Source organism: Geodermatophilus sp. SYSU D01106 (assembly GCF_054049995.1).
Genome location: NZ_JBJGYM010000012.1, coordinates 104,489 through 120,181 on the forward strand (window position 1 = coordinate 104,489; position 15,693 = coordinate 120,181).

Here is a 15,693-nt window from a genome sequence, read left to right on the forward strand (position 1 = left end):
TCCACCGACCCGGGACCTGCGCACCCGCCCCCCTCGGATGCGCAGGTCCCGCACCACGAGAGGAGCCGCGTGAGCGCACCGTCCGCGCCCCACCCGGTCATCGGGCTGCGTCGTGAGCGGGAGGTGCTCACCGTCGCGCTGCGCACCAACCGGCACGTCGTGCTCGAGGGGCCGCCCGGCACGGGCAAGTCCACGCTGCTGCGCTCGATCGCGGCGGAGACCGGCCAGGAGGTCGTGTTCGTCGAGGGCAACGCCGAGCTGACGCCGGCCCGCCTGATCGGCCAGTACGACCCCGCCGCCGTCCTCGCCGACGGCTACGTGCCGGGCAGCTTCACCGACGGACCGCTGCTGACGGCGATGCGCGGGCACGGGCTGCTCTACCTCGAGGAGCTCAACCGGATCCCCGAGGAGACGCTCAACGTCCTCATCACCGTGCTCACCGAGGGGGAGATCACCGTGCCGCGGCTCGGGCACGTGCGCGCCGCCGCGGGGTTCCGGCTGATCGCGGCGATGAACCCGTTCGACGCGATCGGCACGGCGCGGGTCGGGCAGGCGATCGCCGACCGGATGTGCCGCGTCGTCCTCGGCTACCAGGACGCCGCGGCCGAGCGGGCGATCGTCACCGCGGTGACCGGGGCGCCGCCGGCGCTCATCGGCCTCGCCGTCCGGCTGGTGCGGGCCTCGCGCGAGCACCGCGACGTCCGGATGGGCTCGTCGGTGCGCGGCGCCACCGACCTGGTGCTGCTGCTGGGCGGGCTGCTCGACGTGCGCGGGCAGTCGGGGCTCGGCGCCGAGGGGGCGCGGGAGACCGCCCGGGACGCCGCCTACGCCGCCCTGTCGGGGCGGATCCGCATCGCCGAGGGCGTCGAGCGCACGCCCGAGGCGGTCATCGACGAGATCCTCGACGGCGTCTGGCCACCGGACGGCTCGCCCCCGCCACCCGACGAGCAGCCCCCCGCCGACGCCGCAGGTGGTGACGACCCGGGAAAAGGTGAGGGCCCGCCGGAGTCCCCGGCGGGCCAGGACTCGGCCTCGTCCCTGCGCCGCGACCGCCGCTCCGGGGGCGGGCGCCGGCAGACCAGCCGCCGTGAGATGGCGGCGCGCCACGACGCGTTCGAGGAGGTCAGCCCGGAGGTCGGCGAGCTCGACGAGGAGGCGTTCGCCGCGCTGATGGCCGAGGACGCCGACGCCGCGGCCGCGCTGCTCACCGACCTCGCCGCCGCCACCGACCGGGACCTGCGCTCGGCGGCCCAGCGGCTGGCCGCGCGGGTGTTCGTGCAGGTGGGGCGGGTCGGCCGCGTCCGGACACGGGGGACGCGGCGGCTGGTGCCCGACCGGCGGGGCGACGGCGACCTGGACCTCGACCGCACGCTCGACCGCTGGGAGGTCGGCTCGCCGCTGGCGCCGGAGGACCTGGTCACGCGCACGTGGACCGGGCACCGGCGGTCGGTGTGCCTGGCCGTGGACACGTCGGGGTCGATGACCGGGCTCGGCGTGGCGATCGCGGCGGTGGCGGCGGCCGGCGTCGTCCTGACCGGGGACGACAAGCTGCGGACCAGCCTGATCACCTTCGGGCGGGAGGTCGACGTCGTGCAGCGGCCGGGGCAGCGGCGGGCCGCGGAGGACGTCGTCACGCACCTGATCGGCCTGCGCGGGCACGGGATGACCGACCTGGCCGGCGCGCTGCGGGCCGCCCGCCGCCAGCTCCACGCCGAGGTGGCCGACGAGCGGCGCGTCGTCCTGCTGTCGGACTGCCTGCACACCACCGGCGACCCGCCGGAGACCGCGCTCGCCGGCCTGGACCGGGTGGACGTGCTGTGCCCGCTGCCGACGGCGGAGGCGGAGGCGGCCGCCCGGGCGCTGGCGGCGCGCGGCGGCGGGAGCGCGCAGATGGTGCGGACGGTGCGCGACCTCGGCCCGGCGCTCACCCGCCTGCTCGGCTGACGGGTCCGCCGGGTGCCAGCCAGTTGATCATCGGATGCGTGCACGGCCGGCCGGCGTGTCGTCGCGTGTCCCGTGCACGCGTCCGATGATCGACGCGAGGAGTGCCTACGGGAGCAGGCCGAGCCTCCGGGCCTGGACGACGGCCTCCAGGCGGGTGTGCGCGTCGAGCTTCGTCATCGCCGAGCCGAGGTAGCTCTTCACCGTCTCCGGGCGCAGCGACAGCCGGGTCGCGGTCTCGCGGTTGCTGCAGCCCAGCGCCACCTGCGTGAGGACGTCGACCTCGCGCGCCGACAGCCGCACGGCCGGCCGGGTCCCGCGCGGGGCGCCCAGCGCCGCGAGCCGCCCGCACGCCGACAGCAGCCGGTCGCGCAGCGCGGCGTCGTCGGTGGCCTGCGCGGCGAGCCGGAGGTCGGCGTGCACCGCGCGCACCTCCTCCCACCGCGCCGGGTCCTCCGCGGCGGACGGGCCGGCCGGGGCGGCGGCCATCAGCGCCACGCGGCGGTCCACCTCGTCGCGGACGGCGAGCTCGGCGCCCATCCGCCCGGCCGCGCGGGCCAGCGCGTCGCGCACCCGGTCGCCCACCGAGCCGCCCTCCCGGCTGGCCGCGTACAGCACCGCCCGCGCCCGCCCGTCGACCAGCACCGGCACCGCGGCCACCGTGCGCAGCCCCTCGGCGAGCACCGGCCCGTCGTACTCGTGCGTGATGTCCAGCGCCCGCTCGTAGTCCTCGACGCCGGCCGGACGGCCCTCGCTCAGCACCCGCCCGCCCAGGCCCGCGCCCGTGCGCACCTGCAGCCCGTGCAGGTACCGCGTGCGCCCGCCCACCATCTCCTCGATCCGCATGGCCGCGCCCTGCACCGGGCCGGCGAACACCACGCCCATCCCCGACCGGGCGTGCACCTCGCGGACGGCGGCCCGCAGGACGTCGCGGTCGTCGGGCCGGGCGGTGGCGGGGAGGGACACGGGGGACCTCCTCGGGCAGGGCGGACGGCGGTGACCCGCGTCACGGTAGCGCCGCGCGCGCCGGGGGCCGTCCTCGCCTGCAACGTGCGGCAACGCCCGGCGCGATCGGGGGTGGTGGTGCCGGACGGGCGCGTCCGACCATGCCGGGGCCCACGACCGCACGACCGAGGGAGCCCCCGCATGCCCGGCACCGCCACCACCGCCTACCGGGAGGCCCGCGACCGGCTGCTCGCCCTCCGCGGCGACCCCGCCACGGCGGCCGCCGAGTTCGCGTTCCCGCGGGTGGCGGGCCCGTTCAACTGGGCGGTGGACTGGTTCGACGAGGTCGCCCGCGGCGTGGAGCGGCCCGGGCTGCGCATCACCGAGGAGGACGGCACCAGCGGCAGCTGGTCGTTCGCCGAGCTGTCCCGCCGCTCGGACCAGGTGGCCGCGTGGCTGCGGGAGCGCGGCGTCGGGCGCGGCGACCGCGTCGTCCTCATGCTCGGCAACCAGGTCGAGCTGTGGGAGGCGATGCTCGCGGTGATGAAGCTCGGCGCGGTGATCATGCCGACCACCACCGCGCTCGGCCCCGACGACCTCGCCGACCGGATCGGCCGCGGCGGCGCCCGGCACGTCGTCGTCAACGCCGTCGACGCCGCCAAGTTCGACGCCGTGCCGGGCGACTACGGCCGGATCGCCGTGGGCGACGCGCCGTCCGGGTGGGCGCCCTACGCCGACAGCGCCGGCGCCCCCGACGCGCCGCTCGGCCACCCCGGCACCGAGCCCGGCGACCCGCTGCTCCTGTACTTCACCAGCGGCACCACCAGCCGGCCCAAGCTGGTCGAGCACACGCAGGTCAGCTACCCGGTCGGGCACCTGTCGACGATGTACTGGCTGGGCCTGCGGCCCGGCGACGTGCACCTCAACATCAGCTCGCCCGGCTGGGCCAAGCACGCGTGGAGCTGCTTCTTCGCCCCGTGGGCCGCCGAGGCCACCGTCGACCTGTTCAACTACACGCGGTTCGACGCCGCGCGCGTCCTCGGGCACGTCCGCGGCACCGGCGTCACCACCTTCTGCGCGCCGCCCACGGTCTGGCGGATGCTCATCCAGGCCGACCTCTCCGGCGGCCCCGGCGCGCTGCGCGAGGTGGTCGCCGCCGGCGAGCCGCTCAACCCCGAGGTCATCGAGCAGGTCCGCCGGCACTGGGGGCTCACGCTGCGGGACGGCTACGGGCAGACCGAGACGACGGCGTCGGTGGCCAACGCCCCCGGCGCGGAGGTGCGCCCGGGCTCCATGGGCCGCCCGCTGCCCGGCGTCCCCGTGGTGCTGGTCGACCCGCTCACCGGGCAGCAGGGCAGCGAGGGCGAGATCTGCCTGGACCTCTCGCAGCGGCCGGTCGGGCTGATGACCGGCTACCAGGGCGACCCGGAGCGGGCGGCCGAGGCGATGGCCGGCGGGTACTACCACACCGGCGACGTCGCGACCCGGGACGCCGACGGCTACATCACCTACGTCGGGCGCACCGACGACGTCTTCAAGGCCAGCGACTACAAGATCAGCCCGTTCGAGCTGGAGAGCGTGCTCATCGAGCACCCCGCGGTGGTCGAGGCCGCCGTCGTGCCGGTGCCCGACCCGGTCCGGCTGGCCGTGCCGAAGGCCTACGTGACGCTCGCCCCGGGCTGGGAGGCGGGGGCGGAGACGGCGCTGGCGGTGCTGCGGCACGCGCGCGAGCGGCTGGCGCCCTACCTGCGGGTGCGGCGGATCGAGTTCGCGGAGCTGCCCAAGACGGTCTCGGGGAAGATCCGCCGGGTCGAGCTGCGGCAGCGGGAGGAGCAGGCGGCCCCGGCCGGCACGGGCACCGACTGGGCCGATACCGACTTCCCGGAGCTGCGCGGCACCTGACCCGTCCCCGGACGCGGTCGTGCTCTGCCCACATCCGTGGGCAGAGCACGACCGCGTCGGAGGAGAGGACGGCTCAGCGGTCGGCGTCGGTGTAGACGACCATCCCGCGGATGTTCTTGCCGTCGCGCATGTCCTGGTAGCCCTGGTTGATGTCCTCCAGCTTGTACTTCGTGGTCGCGAGCTCGTCGAGCTTGAGCTGGCCCTCCTGGTAGAGGCTGAGCAGCTCGGGGATCGCCGCCCGCGGCGCCAGCCCGCCGAAGATCGCGCCCTGCAGGTCCTTCTGCAGCAGCGTGAGCTCGAAGAGGCTGAGCTTGACGTCGGTGTTCGCGGCGTTGCCCATGCCGGTGACGACGGCGCGGCCGCCCTTGCCGGTGAGGCTCAGCGCGGTCTGGATGTCCTCTCCCTGGATGTCGCCGACGGTGATGATCGTCTTGTCGGCCATCCGGCCCCAGGTCAGCTCGTTGACCTTCTCGGTGGCCTCCTCGGCCGACTCGAACACGTGCGTCGCGCCGAGGTCCATCGCCCACTCGCGCTTGCGGGCGACCGGCTCGATGACCATGACCCGCTTCGCCCCGGCCGCCGCGGCGCCCTGGACGGCGTTCATGCCGACGCCGCCGGCACCCATGACGACGACGTTCTCGCCGGGCCGGACGTCGGCGACCTTGGTGGCCGAGCCCCAGCCGGTGGTGACGCCGCAGCCCACCAGCGCGGCGATCTCCAGCGGGATGTCGGGCTCGATCTTCACCACCGATGCCTGGTGCACGGTGATGTAGGGGGAGAAGGTGCCGAGCAGGCACATCGGGATGACGTCCTGGCCCTTGGCCTGGACCCGGTAGCTGCCGTCGGAGATCGCGGTGCCGGCCAGCAGGCTGGCGCCGAGGTCGCAGAGGTTCTGCATCCCCTTCGAACACGGCGGGCACTGGCCGCAGGCGGGGATGAAGGCGGTGACGACGTGGTCGCCCTCCTGCAGCCCGGTCACGCCGGGGCCGACCTTGGTGACGACGCCGGAGCCCTCGTGGCCGCCGATGACCGGGTAGAAGGCGACGGGCGTGCCGCCGGTGACCAGGTGCTCGTCGCTGTGGCACAGGCCCGACGCGGCGAGCTGGACCTGGACCTCACCCTCCCTCGGGTCGCCCAGCTCGATCTCCTCGATCGACCAGTCCTCGCCGACGCCCCACAGGATCGCGCCCTTGGTCTTCACCCGGTGTGCCTCCGTCCGTCCGCGCGCGGTCGCCGCCCGTCGCCGTCGACGGGCCGCCGCTGCGACTGTGCGCCGCGCCACAGACTGTGCGCGGCACCGGGTGCCGTCAAGGGGACGCAACCGTTGCGGCGGGCGGCCCTCAGCGGCCGGGGTCGACCGTCACCGAGGTGAACGGCAGGTGCGGCTCGACGGCGGGGAAGACGACGAACAGCAGCAGCGCGCAGGCGGCGAGCGCCAGCAGCAGCGACAGCGCCGCGCGGGTCGCCGTCCCCCCGGGGAGGTGGCGCCAGATCCAGCGGTACACGGCTCAGTCCTCGGTCAGGGCCGGCGGCCCGTCGGGGGCGTCGGCCCGGGTCACGCCCGGGCCCTCCAGCACGGCGTGCACGACCAGGCGCTGCCGCGCCGAGTACCGCGGGTGGCAGGTCGTGAGCGTCAGGTAGGCGCCGGCGGGGGCGGCGTCCGCGGCGCCGGGGACGGGCGCGACGACGTCGACCCGGTCGGGCGTCACGATCTGCCGCCCGGGGACGCCGTTGGGATCGGGTGCGGCCAGGTCGTCGCCGGCGCCGAGCATCCGGTAGGTGAACCAGCCGTCGGCCACCTCGACGACGACGGCGTCGCCCGGCCGCAGCGCGTCGAGCTCGAGGAACGGCGAGCCGCGGCCCACGCGGTGGCCGGCGACGGCGAGGTTGCCCTGCTCGCCGGGCATCGCCGTCCCGACGTAGTGGCCCGGGCCCTGGGCGAGCTGGTCCTCGGTGGTGCCCTCGAGCACGACCCGCGACCAGTCCTCGCCCAGGCGCGGTACGTGCAGCACCGCGAACGGCTCGCCCACGCCGGGCGCGGCCGGGGAGGTGGGCGTCCCGACGACGGGCGCGTCCGCACCGGGTGAGCCGCCGGACCACTCGGTGGCCAGCTGGTCGGCGAGCCGGTCCTGGTCGTGCGCGGTGAACAGGCCGGTCACCCACAGCTCGTAGGCGACGAACAGCAGCAGCACGACGCCGGCCGTGACCAGCGTCTGGCCCAGGCCGCTGACGAGGGTGCGCCAGCGCTCTCCGGCGGGCCGGCCGTGGCGGCGCCACTCGCGCGGCGGCGCGGGGGCGGACGTCGGGGCCATGGCGGGACCACGATGCCAGGACGGGCGCCGGCGCCCGGTCCGCGACACTGGGCGGCGTGTCGCAGCTGCCGGTGGTCGTCGTCGGCGCCGGGCCGGTGGGCTGCACCGCGGCGCTGCTGCTCGCGCGGCGGGGGATCGACGTGCTGCTGCTCGAGCGCCGGCCCGCGCCGCCCGCCGTCCCCCGGGCCGTGCACCTCGACGACGAGGCGCTGCGCGCGCTGGCCGACGCCGGGGTCGCGGAGGAGTTCCTCGCCGTCAGCCGGCCGATGGCGGGGCTGCGGCTGCTCGACGCCGGCCACCGGGTCCTCGCCGAGTTCGCGCGCGACCCCGGCGCCGGCCGGCACGGCTGGCCGCAGGCGTCGATGTTCCACCAGCCCGACCTCGAGGCGGTGCTGCGCGCCGCCGTCGACCGGGCGCCGCGGGTCACGCTGCGCGCGCCCGCCGAGGTGACCGGCCTGACGGAGCGGCCGGACCGGTCCGTCACGGTCGCGCTGGCCGGCGGGGCCCGGCTCGACGCCGCGGCCGTGCTCGGCTGCGACGGGGCGCACAGCACGGTGCGGCGGCTGACCGGCGCCCGCATGCGCACCCTCGCCCGGCCCGACCGCTGGCTGGTGGTCGACCTGCGCGCGCCGTCCCCGCTGCCGGTGTGGCCCGGCGTGCACCAGGTCTGCGACCCGGCCCGCGCGGCGACGTTCATGCCGGTCAGCGGCGACCGGTACCGCTTCGAGACCCGGCTGCTCGACGGCGGGACGGCGGCCGCGCTCACCGCGCCGGAGGTGCTGCGGCCGCTGCTGGCGCCGTTCGGGGCCGACGGCGCCGAGGTGGTCCGCGCCGCGGAGTACGTCTACCGCGCGGAGGTGGCCGACCGGTGGCGGCGCGGGCGGGTGCTGCTGGCCGGCGACGCCGCGCACCTGACCCCGCCCTTCGTCGGCCAGGGGCTCGGCCTCGGCCTGCGCGACGTGCACCAGCTCGCGTGGAAGGTCGCCGCCGTCGTCACCGGTGGCGCGGACGACGCGCTGCTCGACACCCACGGCGCCGAGCGGGGGCCGCACGCCCGGGCGCTGGTGCGGCTGGCCGCGCTGGTCGGCGGGTTGATGACCGGCGGGGGAGCGGGCGCGGTGCCGGTGCGGCGCGCGGTGCTGGCCGCCGTCGGTCGGGTGCCGGCGCTCGCCGCCTACGCCACCGACAGCCGCACACCGCCGCTGCGCCGCGGGCCGCTGGTCGACCGCGGCGGGCCGGCCGGGCGGCGGCTGGCGGGGACGCTCGTGCCGCGCGCCCGGGTCCGCGTCGACGGCCGGGAGTGCCGGCTCGACGACGTCCTCGGCGCCGGCACCGCCGTCCTCGCCCTGGCGCCGTCCGGTCTCACGCTCACCGCGGGCGGCCGGCGGGCGCTGCTCGACGACGTCGACGGCACCCTCACCGCATGGCTGGGCGGGGGCCGGGCCCGCTGGGTCGTCGTCCGTCCCGACCGGGTGGTGAGGGCGGCGGGTTGAGTGGGTACCGGCCCGCCCATGCAGATCGACAAGGCACAGATCCTCCAGCTGCTCCAGTCGCAGGGTGACGACGCCAAGGCGCAGCAGGCCGACCAGGAACTGCCCGGTCAGGTCGACACCGACCAGCACGCCGGCCTCCTCCAGAAGCTCGGCATCGACCCGATGGACCTGATCAAGATGCTCGGCGGCGGCGGCGGCGGCGGTGGCGGCCAGGGCGGCGGCCTCGGCGGCGCCATCGGCGGCATCCTCGGCCGCTAGTCCGCCCGCGCGGTCCCGTCCGTTGGTGGCGGACGGACCGGTCCCCCTACGGTGTGACGCACGTCACTCGGACGGGGGACACCGTGAGGAGCCGCCATGACCTCTCCCACCACGCCCCGGGCGGGACGCCGCCGGGCCCTCCTGGCCGCCGCCGTCGGCGTCCTCGTCCTCGGCGCGGCCCCCGCGGAGGCGAACGCCCCCGTCGGAGGCCCGCCGGAGGGCGCGGACCAGGCGCCCGGGTACCCGGGTGAGGCGGCCGACTGGTCGCCGGGGGACAAGGACGGCTTCGGGACGGCGATCGGCGCCCTCGACAGCACCGCCTGGTACACGCTCAACGACGGGACGCTGAGCGAGGTCTTCGCCCCGCGGATCGACACCCCGAGCTCCCGGGACACCCAGTTCGTCGTCTCCGACGGCACCACGTTCGCCGAGCGCGAGGACGAGGCCACCGACTCCGTCGTCGAGCTGGTCGACGAGCGGGCGCTGGTGTACCGCCAGGTCAACACCGCCACCAGCGGCCGGTACCGGATCACCAAGACCTACACGACCGACCCCGACCGCCCGGCCGTGCTCGTGGACGTGCGCTTCGAGTCCCTCGACGGGCAGCCCTACGACGTCTACCTGCTGCACGACGCCGCCCTCGGGCTCAACGCCAACGACGACACCGGCCGCTCCGACGGCGGGCGGCTGCTGGCCACCGACGGCGCGCTGAGCAGCGCCGTCGTCGCCTCCGCCGGCCTGACCGACACCTCCAGCGGCTACCTCGAGCGCAGCGACGGCTGGGCCGACCTGCGCGACGACTTCGTGCTCGACGACGCGTGGGAGGCGCGGACCCCCGGCAACGTGGTGCAGATCGGGCGGACCGCCCTCACCGGGGTCGAGGGCGGGCAGGACCTGACCCTCGCCCTCGGCTTCGGGACGACCGAGGACGACGCCGCGCAGGCCGCCGACGCCGCGCTCGACCGCGGCTTCGACGACGCGCTGGCCGCCTACAGCGAGGGCTGGCACGGCTACCTCGACGGCCTGGCGCCCGTGCCGGCCAGCGCCGGGCAGTGGCGCACGGAGTACCTCGTCTCGGCGATGGTCGTCGCGGCCAGCGAGGACAAGACCTTCCGCGGCGGGTTCATCGCCTCCCCGGGCAAGCCGTGGGCCTGGGCGAACGAGCTGCAGCACTTCCCCGTGTACCACGAGGTCTGGTCCCGGGACCTGTACCAGCACGCGACCGCCCTGATCGCGATGGGCGACGAGGCGGCCGCCGAGCGGGCGCTGGACCACCTGTGGACGGTCCAGCAACGTCCCGACGGGTCGTTCCCGCAGAACGCCCGGCTCGACGGCGAGGCCGTCTTCGGCGGGCTGCAGATGGACGAGGTCGCGCTGCCGATCGTGCTGGCCTGGCAGCTCGGCCGCACCGGCCCTGAAGACTGGGAGCGGGTGCGGCTGTCGGCGGACTTCATCGTGGCCGAGGGCCCGGACACCGAGCAGGAGCGCTGGGAGAACCTGGCCGGCTGGTCGCCCAACACCATCGCGGCCGAGATCGCGGGCCTGGTCACCGCGGCCGACATCGCCCGCGACAACGGCGACGACGCCCGCGCGGGCACCTACCTGGCCACCGCCGACGACTGGCGGGCGCGGCTGGCCGAGTGGACGGTGACGACCACCGGCCCGCTCTCGCCCGAGCCGTACTACCTGCGCATCACCGACGACGGGGACTCCGACGCCGGCACGCAGATCCAGATCGCCGACGGCGGCCCGCTGGTCGACCAGCGCGAGGTGCTCGACCCGAGCTTCCTCGACCTGGTGCGGCTCGGGATCGTGCCGGCCGACGACCCGGTCGTGGCGAACACCCTGCGCCTGGTCGACGAGCAGCTGGGCTACGACACCGCCAACGGGCGGTTCTGGCACCGGTCGAGCTTCGACGGGTACGGCGAGCGGGCCGACGGGACGCAGTGGGAGCCGGTGGACCCCGGCTCGCGCGAGACCATCGGCCGCGGGTGGCCGCTGCTGACCGGCGAGCGCGGCGAGTTCGAGCTGGCCCTCGGCGGCGACGCCGCGGCGACCGCCCAGGAACGGCTGGACACGATGGCCCGTGCGGCCGACGACGAGTCGTTCTTCATGGCCGAGCAGGTCTGGGACGACCAGCCGCCGTCCGCGGAGGGGACGGAGTACGTGCCCGGCGAGCCGACGTTCTCCGCCACGCCCCTGTCGTGGACGCACGGCGGGTTCGTCCGGCTGGCGCACGCCGTCGACGCCGGCCGCCCGGTGGACACCCCCGCCGTCGTGGCCTGCCACTTCGGCACGTCCCTCTGCCCGGACTGACCCGGGCCGTGCACGTCCGCGGAGACGCCCGGGGCGTCTCCGCGGACGTGCACGCTCCTCAGCCCTCGGCGACGCGCTTGATCGCCGCGAGCGTGGCCGGGATGCCCTCCCGCGCGGCGCGGATGCGGGCCTGCACCTGGGCCGGGGCGTCGTCGGCGCCGTAGCGCTCGGTCATGAAGGCGACGCCGTCGGGCAGGAACGCCCACGTCTCGGTGAGCCGGGTGCCGCCCCCGACGGGCTCGAGCACGTAGCCCCAGCGCGCCCGCGAGCCGCCGACCAGCCAGGCGAACTCCCGGCCGCGGTCGGCGACCGCCACCTGGCTGCGCGTCTCCCACGTGCGATCGGGCGTGACGTTGCGACCGGTGAACCAGTCGCCGGCCCGCCCGGTGGCGCCCTCGTCCCACCAGCAGGCCACGCAGACCGGGCTCCACTCGCCGGTGCGGGTCACGTCGCTGACCAGGTCGTAGAGCTCCTCCGGGCCGACGGCGACGACGACGGAGTCGGAGTGCGTCAGGTCGGACATGCCGCGGAGTCTGCCGTCCCCCATGCTCGGCGGCGATGAGCACCGTGAGCACCGCGTACAACGTCGCCGCCGTCCGTGCCGACTTCCCCGCACTGCGGGCCGGCGCCGCCCACTTCGACGGGCCGGGCGGCTCGCAGGTGCCCCGCCAGGTCGCGCACGCCGTGGCGGCCACCCTCGGCTCGCCGATCGCCAACCGCGGGCAGGTCACCGAGGCCGAGCGCAACGCCGACGCGGTGGTGGTCGCCGCCCGCGCCGCCGTCGCCGACCTCGTGGCCGGCGACCCCGGCGGCGTGGTCTTCGGCCGGTCGATGACCCAGCTGACCTACGACCTGTCCCGCACGCTGGCCGCCGGCTGGGGCCCGGTCGACGAGGTCGTGGTCACCCGGCTCGACCACGACGCCAACGTGCGGCCGTGGGTGCAGGCGGCGCAGGCGCGGGGCGCCACGGTGCGGTGGGCCGACCTCGACCCGGACACCGGCGAGCTGACGCCGGACGCGCTGGCCGCCGTCCTCTCCGACCGCACCCGCCTGGTGGCGCTGACCGGCGCCTCCAACCTCATCGGCACCCGCCCCGACGTCGCCGCCCTCACCGCGCTGGCGCACGAGGCCGGGGCGCTCACCCACGTCGACGGCGTGCACCTGACCGCGCACGCGCCGGTCGACGTCGCGGCGCTCGGCGCGGACCTCTACGCCTGCTCGCCGTACAAGTTCCTCGGCCCGCACCTGGGCTGCCTGGTCGCCGCGCCGTCGCTGCTGGAGACGCTGCACCCGGACAAGCTGCTGCCCTCCACCGACGCCGTCCCCGAGCGCTTCGAGCTGGGCACGCTGCCCTACGAGCTGCTCGCCGGGACGACGGCCGCGGTCGACTACCTGGCCGGCCTCGGCGGGGACGACGGCGACCGGCGGGCGCGGCTGGTCGCGGGGCTGACCGCCGTCGAGGAGCACGAGGACCGGCTGCGGCTGCGCATCGAGGACGCCCTCGCGGAGCTGCCCGGCGTCACGCTGTGGTCGCGGGCGGCGCGCCGCACGCCCACGCTGCTGCTCACCTTCGCCGACCGGGCCGCCGCCGACGTCACCCGCGAGCTCGCCGCCCGCGGGGTCAACGCGCCGTCGGGCAGCTTCTACGCCATCGAGGTGTCCCGGCGGCTCGGCCTCGGCGACACCGGCGGCCTGCGGGTGGGGCTCGCGCCCTACACCGACGACGCCGACGTCGACCGGCTGCTCGACGGCCTGCGCGCCGCGGTGGGCCGGGCATAGGAAGCTCTACGCACGTATCGCGGCCCAGGACGTGCGGATCGGATCCAATGCCTCGTGAAGCGCCTCGTCAGCGCAGGCCGGGGAAGCCCTCCGCGAGCTGGCCGAACGCCGTCCGCAGCGCGTCGGCGAGCGACGGCGCGTCGCCGGACAGCCAGGCCTCGAACGCCGTCGTCGCCGCCGCCCGGGTGGCCGTGGCGACCAGCCGCGGCACCAGCGCCGTCGGCTGCTCCCCGCAGCGCCGGGCCACGTAGCCGGCCACCACCCGGTCGACGTCGGCGTAGCGCAGCTGCGAGTGGGCCTGCAGCGCCGGCTCGGTGAGGATCAGCCGCATCCGCTGGCGCAGCACCGGCAGGTCCTCGGGCGCGTAGTCGTTCACCTCGACGTAGGCGCCGAGCACGGCGGTCAGCACCGGGACGTCGTCGCCGGAGTGCTCGAGCAGGGTGGCCAGGCGGTCGACGTGGCCGTCGAAGTCGCCCCAGACGGCGTCGGCCTTGCTGCCCACGGTGCGGAAGAACGTGCGCCGGCTGGTGCCCGCGGCGGCCGCGATCTCCTCGATCGTCACCTGCTCGAACCCGGCCGCGGTGAACAGCTCGAGGGCCGCCTGCTCGATCCGCGCCCGGGTGTCCTCGCGGAGGTCGGCGCGCAGCACGTCGGTCACCGGCACATCTTGGCCCGTTCCGGCCGGCCGGGAGCCGCCGGTGTGGCCCCGCTCACCCACACGGTTGCCCGTGGCACTCGGTGCCTCTAGCGTCCTCCGCATCCCCCGACCCACCTGATCCGGAGGTCCGCATGCCCGAGACGACCCAGACCGAGACCCAGGACGGAACCGCGCAGGCCACCGCCGTCGAGACGGGAGCCGAGGAGGCGCTGGTCGAGGAGTCCCTCGTCGAGGAGGTCTCCATCGACGGCATGTGCGGCGTCTACTGAGCCGATCGTGACGACCCCGACCGCTCCGGCCGCGGACCTCTTCGACCCCGATCTGCCCTGGCGTCGCGCCCGGTCGGTGGCGCTGCGGCCGGAGCCGTTCGGGGCGCTGGTCTACCACTTCGGCAACCGCAAGCTGTCGTTCCTGAAGTCGAGGACGCTGGTCACCGTCGTGGAGACGCTGGCCGACCACCCCAGCGCCACCGCGACCCTGGTCGCGTGCGGCGTCCCCGAGGCCCAGCGGCCCGCCTACGTGAAGGCGCTGGCCGACCTCGCCCGCTCCCAGATGATCGAACGCCGTCCCGAAGAGGTGCGCGCATGACCGCCGTCCTGCCGAGCCGACCCGCCGCCCCGGAGCGCCCCACCGGCGGCCGCCTGGTCGACCAGTTCGAGTACGGCCTCGACGCCCCCATCTGTCTCACCTGGGAGCTCACCTACGCCTGCAACCTCGCGTGCGTGCACTGCCTGTCCTCCTCGGGCCGGCGCGACCCCCGCGAGCTGACGACCGCCGAGGCCGAGGGCGTCATCGACGAGCTGCAGCGGATGCAGGTCTTCTACGTCAACGTCGGCGGCGGCGAGCCCACCGTGCGGCCGGACTTCTGGCACCTGCTCGACTACGCCATCGGCCACGACGTCGGCGTCAAGTTCTCCACCAACGGCGTGAAGCTGGACCGGGCGCGCGCCGAGCAGCTGGCCGCCACCGACTACGTCGACGTGCAGATCTCCCTCGACGGCGCCACCGCCGAGGTCAACGACCGCGTCCGCGGCACCGGCTCGTTCGCCACTGCCACGAAGGCCCTGGAGAACCTGGCCGAGGCCGGGATGAAGGACTTCAAGGTCTCCGTCGTCGTCACCCGGGAGAACGTCTCCCAGCTCGACGACTTCCGGGCCCTGACCGACCGCTACGGCGCCCAGCTGCGGATCACCCGCTTCCGCCCGTCGGGCCGCGGCGCCGACGTGTGGGACCAGCTGCACCCGACCCAGGCCCAGCAGCGCGAGCTCTACGCCTGGCTGCTGGCCAACGGCGACCGGGTGCTCACCGGCGACTCGTTCTTCCACCTGTCGGCCTACGGGCAGGCGCTGCCGGGCCTGAACCTGTGCGGCGCCGGGCGGGTGGTCTGCCTGATCGACCCGGTCGGCGACGTCTACGCCTGCCCCTTCGCCATCCACGAGCAGTTCCTCGCCGGCAACGTCCGCAGCGAGGGCGGCTTCCAGCGGGTCTGGCAGCAGAGCGAGCTGTTCGCCGAGCTGCGCAGCCCGCAGACCGGCGGCGCCTGCACGAGGTGCGCGCACTTCGACGCCTGCCGGGGCGGCTGCATGGCGGCCAAGTTCTTCACCGGCCTGCCGCTGGACGGCCCCGACCCGGAGTGCGTGCAGGGCTACGGCGAGACCGCGCTGGCCGCCCGCGACCTCGACCTGGTCAAGCCCAAGAGCCACCTCGACCACTCGCACACCGGCCCGGTCCGCGGCCAGCCGACGCTGCTCGGCATGCCGGCCGTCCCCGCTGCGTCCACACCCGCACCGCCCGCCCGGATCTGCGACGAGTCGCCCCTGGCGGGCCTGCAGCTCGGCTGAGGGCTCAGCGAGTCGGCGCCACCCCCGCGGGCCCCGGGCCGTCGGGCAGCAGCCCGGGGGCCAGGTCCGCGAGGGTCATGGTCAGCAGCAGGGCGACGAGCACGGCGACGGTGAGCACGGGTCCTCCTCGGGGTCCGGTGCTCCTCCGGAGCGCCCGCGACGGGGGACACGGGCGCTCCGGAGGAGGCACGACCGAGGATCGACGCGGCCGCTGACCGCCGGCCGTGCGCTGCCTGGGAGTCGGCTGG

The 15,693-nt window shown here is 76.0% G+C and carries 15 protein-coding genes; 9 read left to right on the forward strand and 6 right to left on the reverse strand.

The window, feature by feature from the left end; translation table 11 throughout:
- The first annotated feature begins 69 nt into the window (after positions 1-69).
- Positions 70-1,944 carry an AAA family ATPase gene (locus tag ACI78R_RS14345; RefSeq protein WP_457041196.1) on the forward strand — a complete coding sequence of 625 codons (1,875 nt, stop codon included), beginning with the start codon at positions 70-72 and terminating at the stop codon, positions 1,942-1,944.
- Between the two features lie 105 nt (positions 1,945-2,049).
- Here ACI78R_RS14345 and ACI78R_RS14350 read toward each other — a convergent pair whose 3' ends face one another.
- Positions 2,050-2,907: a helix-turn-helix transcriptional regulator gene (locus ACI78R_RS14350; protein ID WP_336030640.1), complete on the reverse strand. Its 858-nt coding sequence runs from the start codon at positions 2,905-2,907 to the stop codon at positions 2,050-2,052.
- Positions 2,908-3,087: 180 nt separating this feature from the next.
- On the opposite strand from ACI78R_RS14350, the gene ACI78R_RS14355 reads away from it, so the two are divergent.
- Positions 3,088-4,788, forward strand: a complete 1,701-nt coding sequence (locus ACI78R_RS14355) for an AMP-binding protein (protein WP_457041197.1) — start codon at positions 3,088-3,090, stop codon at positions 4,786-4,788.
- Positions 4,789-4,861: 73 nt separating this feature from the next.
- On the opposite strand, the gene ACI78R_RS14360 is transcribed toward ACI78R_RS14355, so the two are convergent.
- From ACI78R_RS14360 to ACI78R_RS14370, 3 genes are all read right to left on the reverse strand, one after another.
- Positions 4,862-5,989 (reverse strand): NDMA-dependent alcohol dehydrogenase, encoded by a 1,128-nt coding sequence (locus ACI78R_RS14360; RefSeq protein ID WP_073420857.1) that lies wholly within the window; start codon positions 5,987-5,989, stop codon positions 4,862-4,864.
- Between the two features lie 139 nt (positions 5,990-6,128).
- Positions 6,129-6,293: a hypothetical protein gene (locus ACI78R_RS14365; protein WP_336030643.1), complete on the reverse strand. Its 165-nt coding sequence runs from the start codon at positions 6,291-6,293 to the stop codon at positions 6,129-6,131.
- Positions 6,294-6,296: 3 nt separating this feature from the next.
- Complete coding sequence (locus tag ACI78R_RS14370) at positions 6,297-7,100, reverse strand: class E sortase (RefSeq protein ID WP_457041198.1); 804 nt, start codon at positions 7,098-7,100, stop codon at positions 6,297-6,299.
- Positions 7,101-7,156: 56 nt separating this feature from the next.
- Between ACI78R_RS14370 and ACI78R_RS14375 the strand changes: the two genes are divergently transcribed.
- The 3 genes from ACI78R_RS14375 to ACI78R_RS14385 all read left to right on the forward strand — a co-directional run bounded on the left by ACI78R_RS14375 (position 7,157) and on the right by ACI78R_RS14385 (position 11,167).
- Positions 7,157-8,593: a bifunctional 3-(3-hydroxy-phenyl)propionate/3-hydroxycinnamic acid hydroxylase gene (locus ACI78R_RS14375; protein ID WP_457041199.1), complete on the forward strand. Its 1,437-nt coding sequence runs from the start codon at positions 7,157-7,159 to the stop codon at positions 8,591-8,593.
- A gap of 18 nt (positions 8,594-8,611) precedes the next feature.
- On the forward strand, positions 8,612-8,851 hold the full coding sequence (locus ACI78R_RS14380) for a hypothetical protein (RefSeq protein ID WP_457041200.1): 240 nt from the start codon (positions 8,612-8,614) through the stop codon (positions 8,849-8,851).
- A gap of 96 nt (positions 8,852-8,947) precedes the next feature.
- On the forward strand, positions 8,948-11,167 hold the full coding sequence (locus ACI78R_RS14385; RefSeq protein ID WP_457041201.1) for a glycoside hydrolase family 15 protein: 2,220 nt from the start codon (positions 8,948-8,950) through the stop codon (positions 11,165-11,167).
- A gap of 58 nt (positions 11,168-11,225) precedes the next feature.
- On the opposite strand, the gene ACI78R_RS14390 is transcribed toward ACI78R_RS14385, so the two are convergent.
- A complete protein-coding gene (locus ACI78R_RS14390; protein WP_457041202.1) occupies positions 11,226-11,690 on the reverse strand; it encodes an SRPBCC family protein in 465 nt (154 codons plus the stop codon).
- A 35-nt stretch (positions 11,691-11,725) separates the two neighbouring features.
- On the opposite strand from ACI78R_RS14390, the gene ACI78R_RS14395 reads away from it, so the two are divergent.
- A complete protein-coding gene (locus ACI78R_RS14395) occupies positions 11,726-12,946 on the forward strand; it encodes a cysteine desulfurase-like protein (protein ID WP_457041203.1) in 1,221 nt (406 codons plus the stop codon).
- A 67-nt stretch (positions 12,947-13,013) separates the two neighbouring features.
- Here ACI78R_RS14395 and mftR read toward each other — a convergent pair whose 3' ends face one another.
- Positions 13,014-13,604 (reverse strand): mycofactocin system transcriptional regulator, encoded by a 591-nt coding sequence (gene mftR / locus ACI78R_RS14400; RefSeq protein ID WP_457041204.1) that lies wholly within the window; start codon positions 13,602-13,604, stop codon positions 13,014-13,016.
- 131 nt (positions 13,605-13,735) lie between these two features.
- On the opposite strand from mftR, the gene mftA reads away from it, so the two are divergent.
- From mftA to mftC, 3 genes are read left to right on the forward strand one after another with little or no spacing between them, the layout of a single operon-like run.
- Positions 13,736-13,873 carry a mycofactocin precursor MftA gene (gene mftA, locus ACI78R_RS14405; RefSeq protein WP_073420869.1) on the forward strand — a complete coding sequence of 46 codons (138 nt, stop codon included), beginning with the start codon at positions 13,736-13,738 and terminating at the stop codon, positions 13,871-13,873.
- A 7-nt stretch (positions 13,874-13,880) separates the two neighbouring features.
- Positions 13,881-14,192, forward strand: a complete 312-nt coding sequence (gene mftB, locus ACI78R_RS14410) for a mycofactocin biosynthesis chaperone MftB (protein WP_073420870.1) — start codon at positions 13,881-13,883, stop codon at positions 14,190-14,192.
- Positions 14,189-15,445 (forward strand): mycofactocin radical SAM maturase, encoded by a 1,257-nt coding sequence (gene mftC / locus ACI78R_RS14415; protein WP_457041205.1) that lies wholly within the window; start codon positions 14,189-14,191, stop codon positions 15,443-15,445. Before mftB ends, mftC begins: the two co-directional genes overlap by 4 nt.
- Positions 15,446-15,693: the final 248 nt, after the last annotated feature.

Coding starts and splice junctions, on each gene's coding strand:
- ACI78R_RS14355 (WP_457041197.1), top strand. CDS start 3,088: ATGCCCGGCACCGCCACCACCGCCTACCGGGAGGCCCGCGACCGGCTG.
- ACI78R_RS14370 (WP_457041198.1), bottom strand. CDS start 7,100: ATGGCCCCGACGTCCGCCCCCGCGCCGCCGCGCGAGTGGCGCCGCCAC.
- ACI78R_RS14380 (WP_457041200.1), top strand. CDS start 8,612: ATGCAGATCGACAAGGCACAGATCCTCCAGCTGCTCCAGTCGCAGGGT.
- ACI78R_RS14385 (WP_457041201.1), top strand. CDS start 8,948: ATGACCTCTCCCACCACGCCCCGGGCGGGACGCCGCCGGGCCCTCCTG.
- ACI78R_RS14390 (WP_457041202.1), bottom strand. CDS start 11,690: ATGTCCGACCTGACGCACTCCGACTCCGTCGTCGTCGCCGTCGGCCCG.
- ACI78R_RS14395 (WP_457041203.1), top strand. CDS start 11,726: ATGAGCACCGTGAGCACCGCGTACAACGTCGCCGCCGTCCGTGCCGAC.
- mftA (WP_073420869.1), top strand. CDS start 13,736: ATGCCCGAGACGACCCAGACCGAGACCCAGGACGGAACCGCGCAGGCC.
- mftC (WP_457041205.1), top strand. CDS start 14,189: ATGACCGCCGTCCTGCCGAGCCGACCCGCCGCCCCGGAGCGCCCCACC.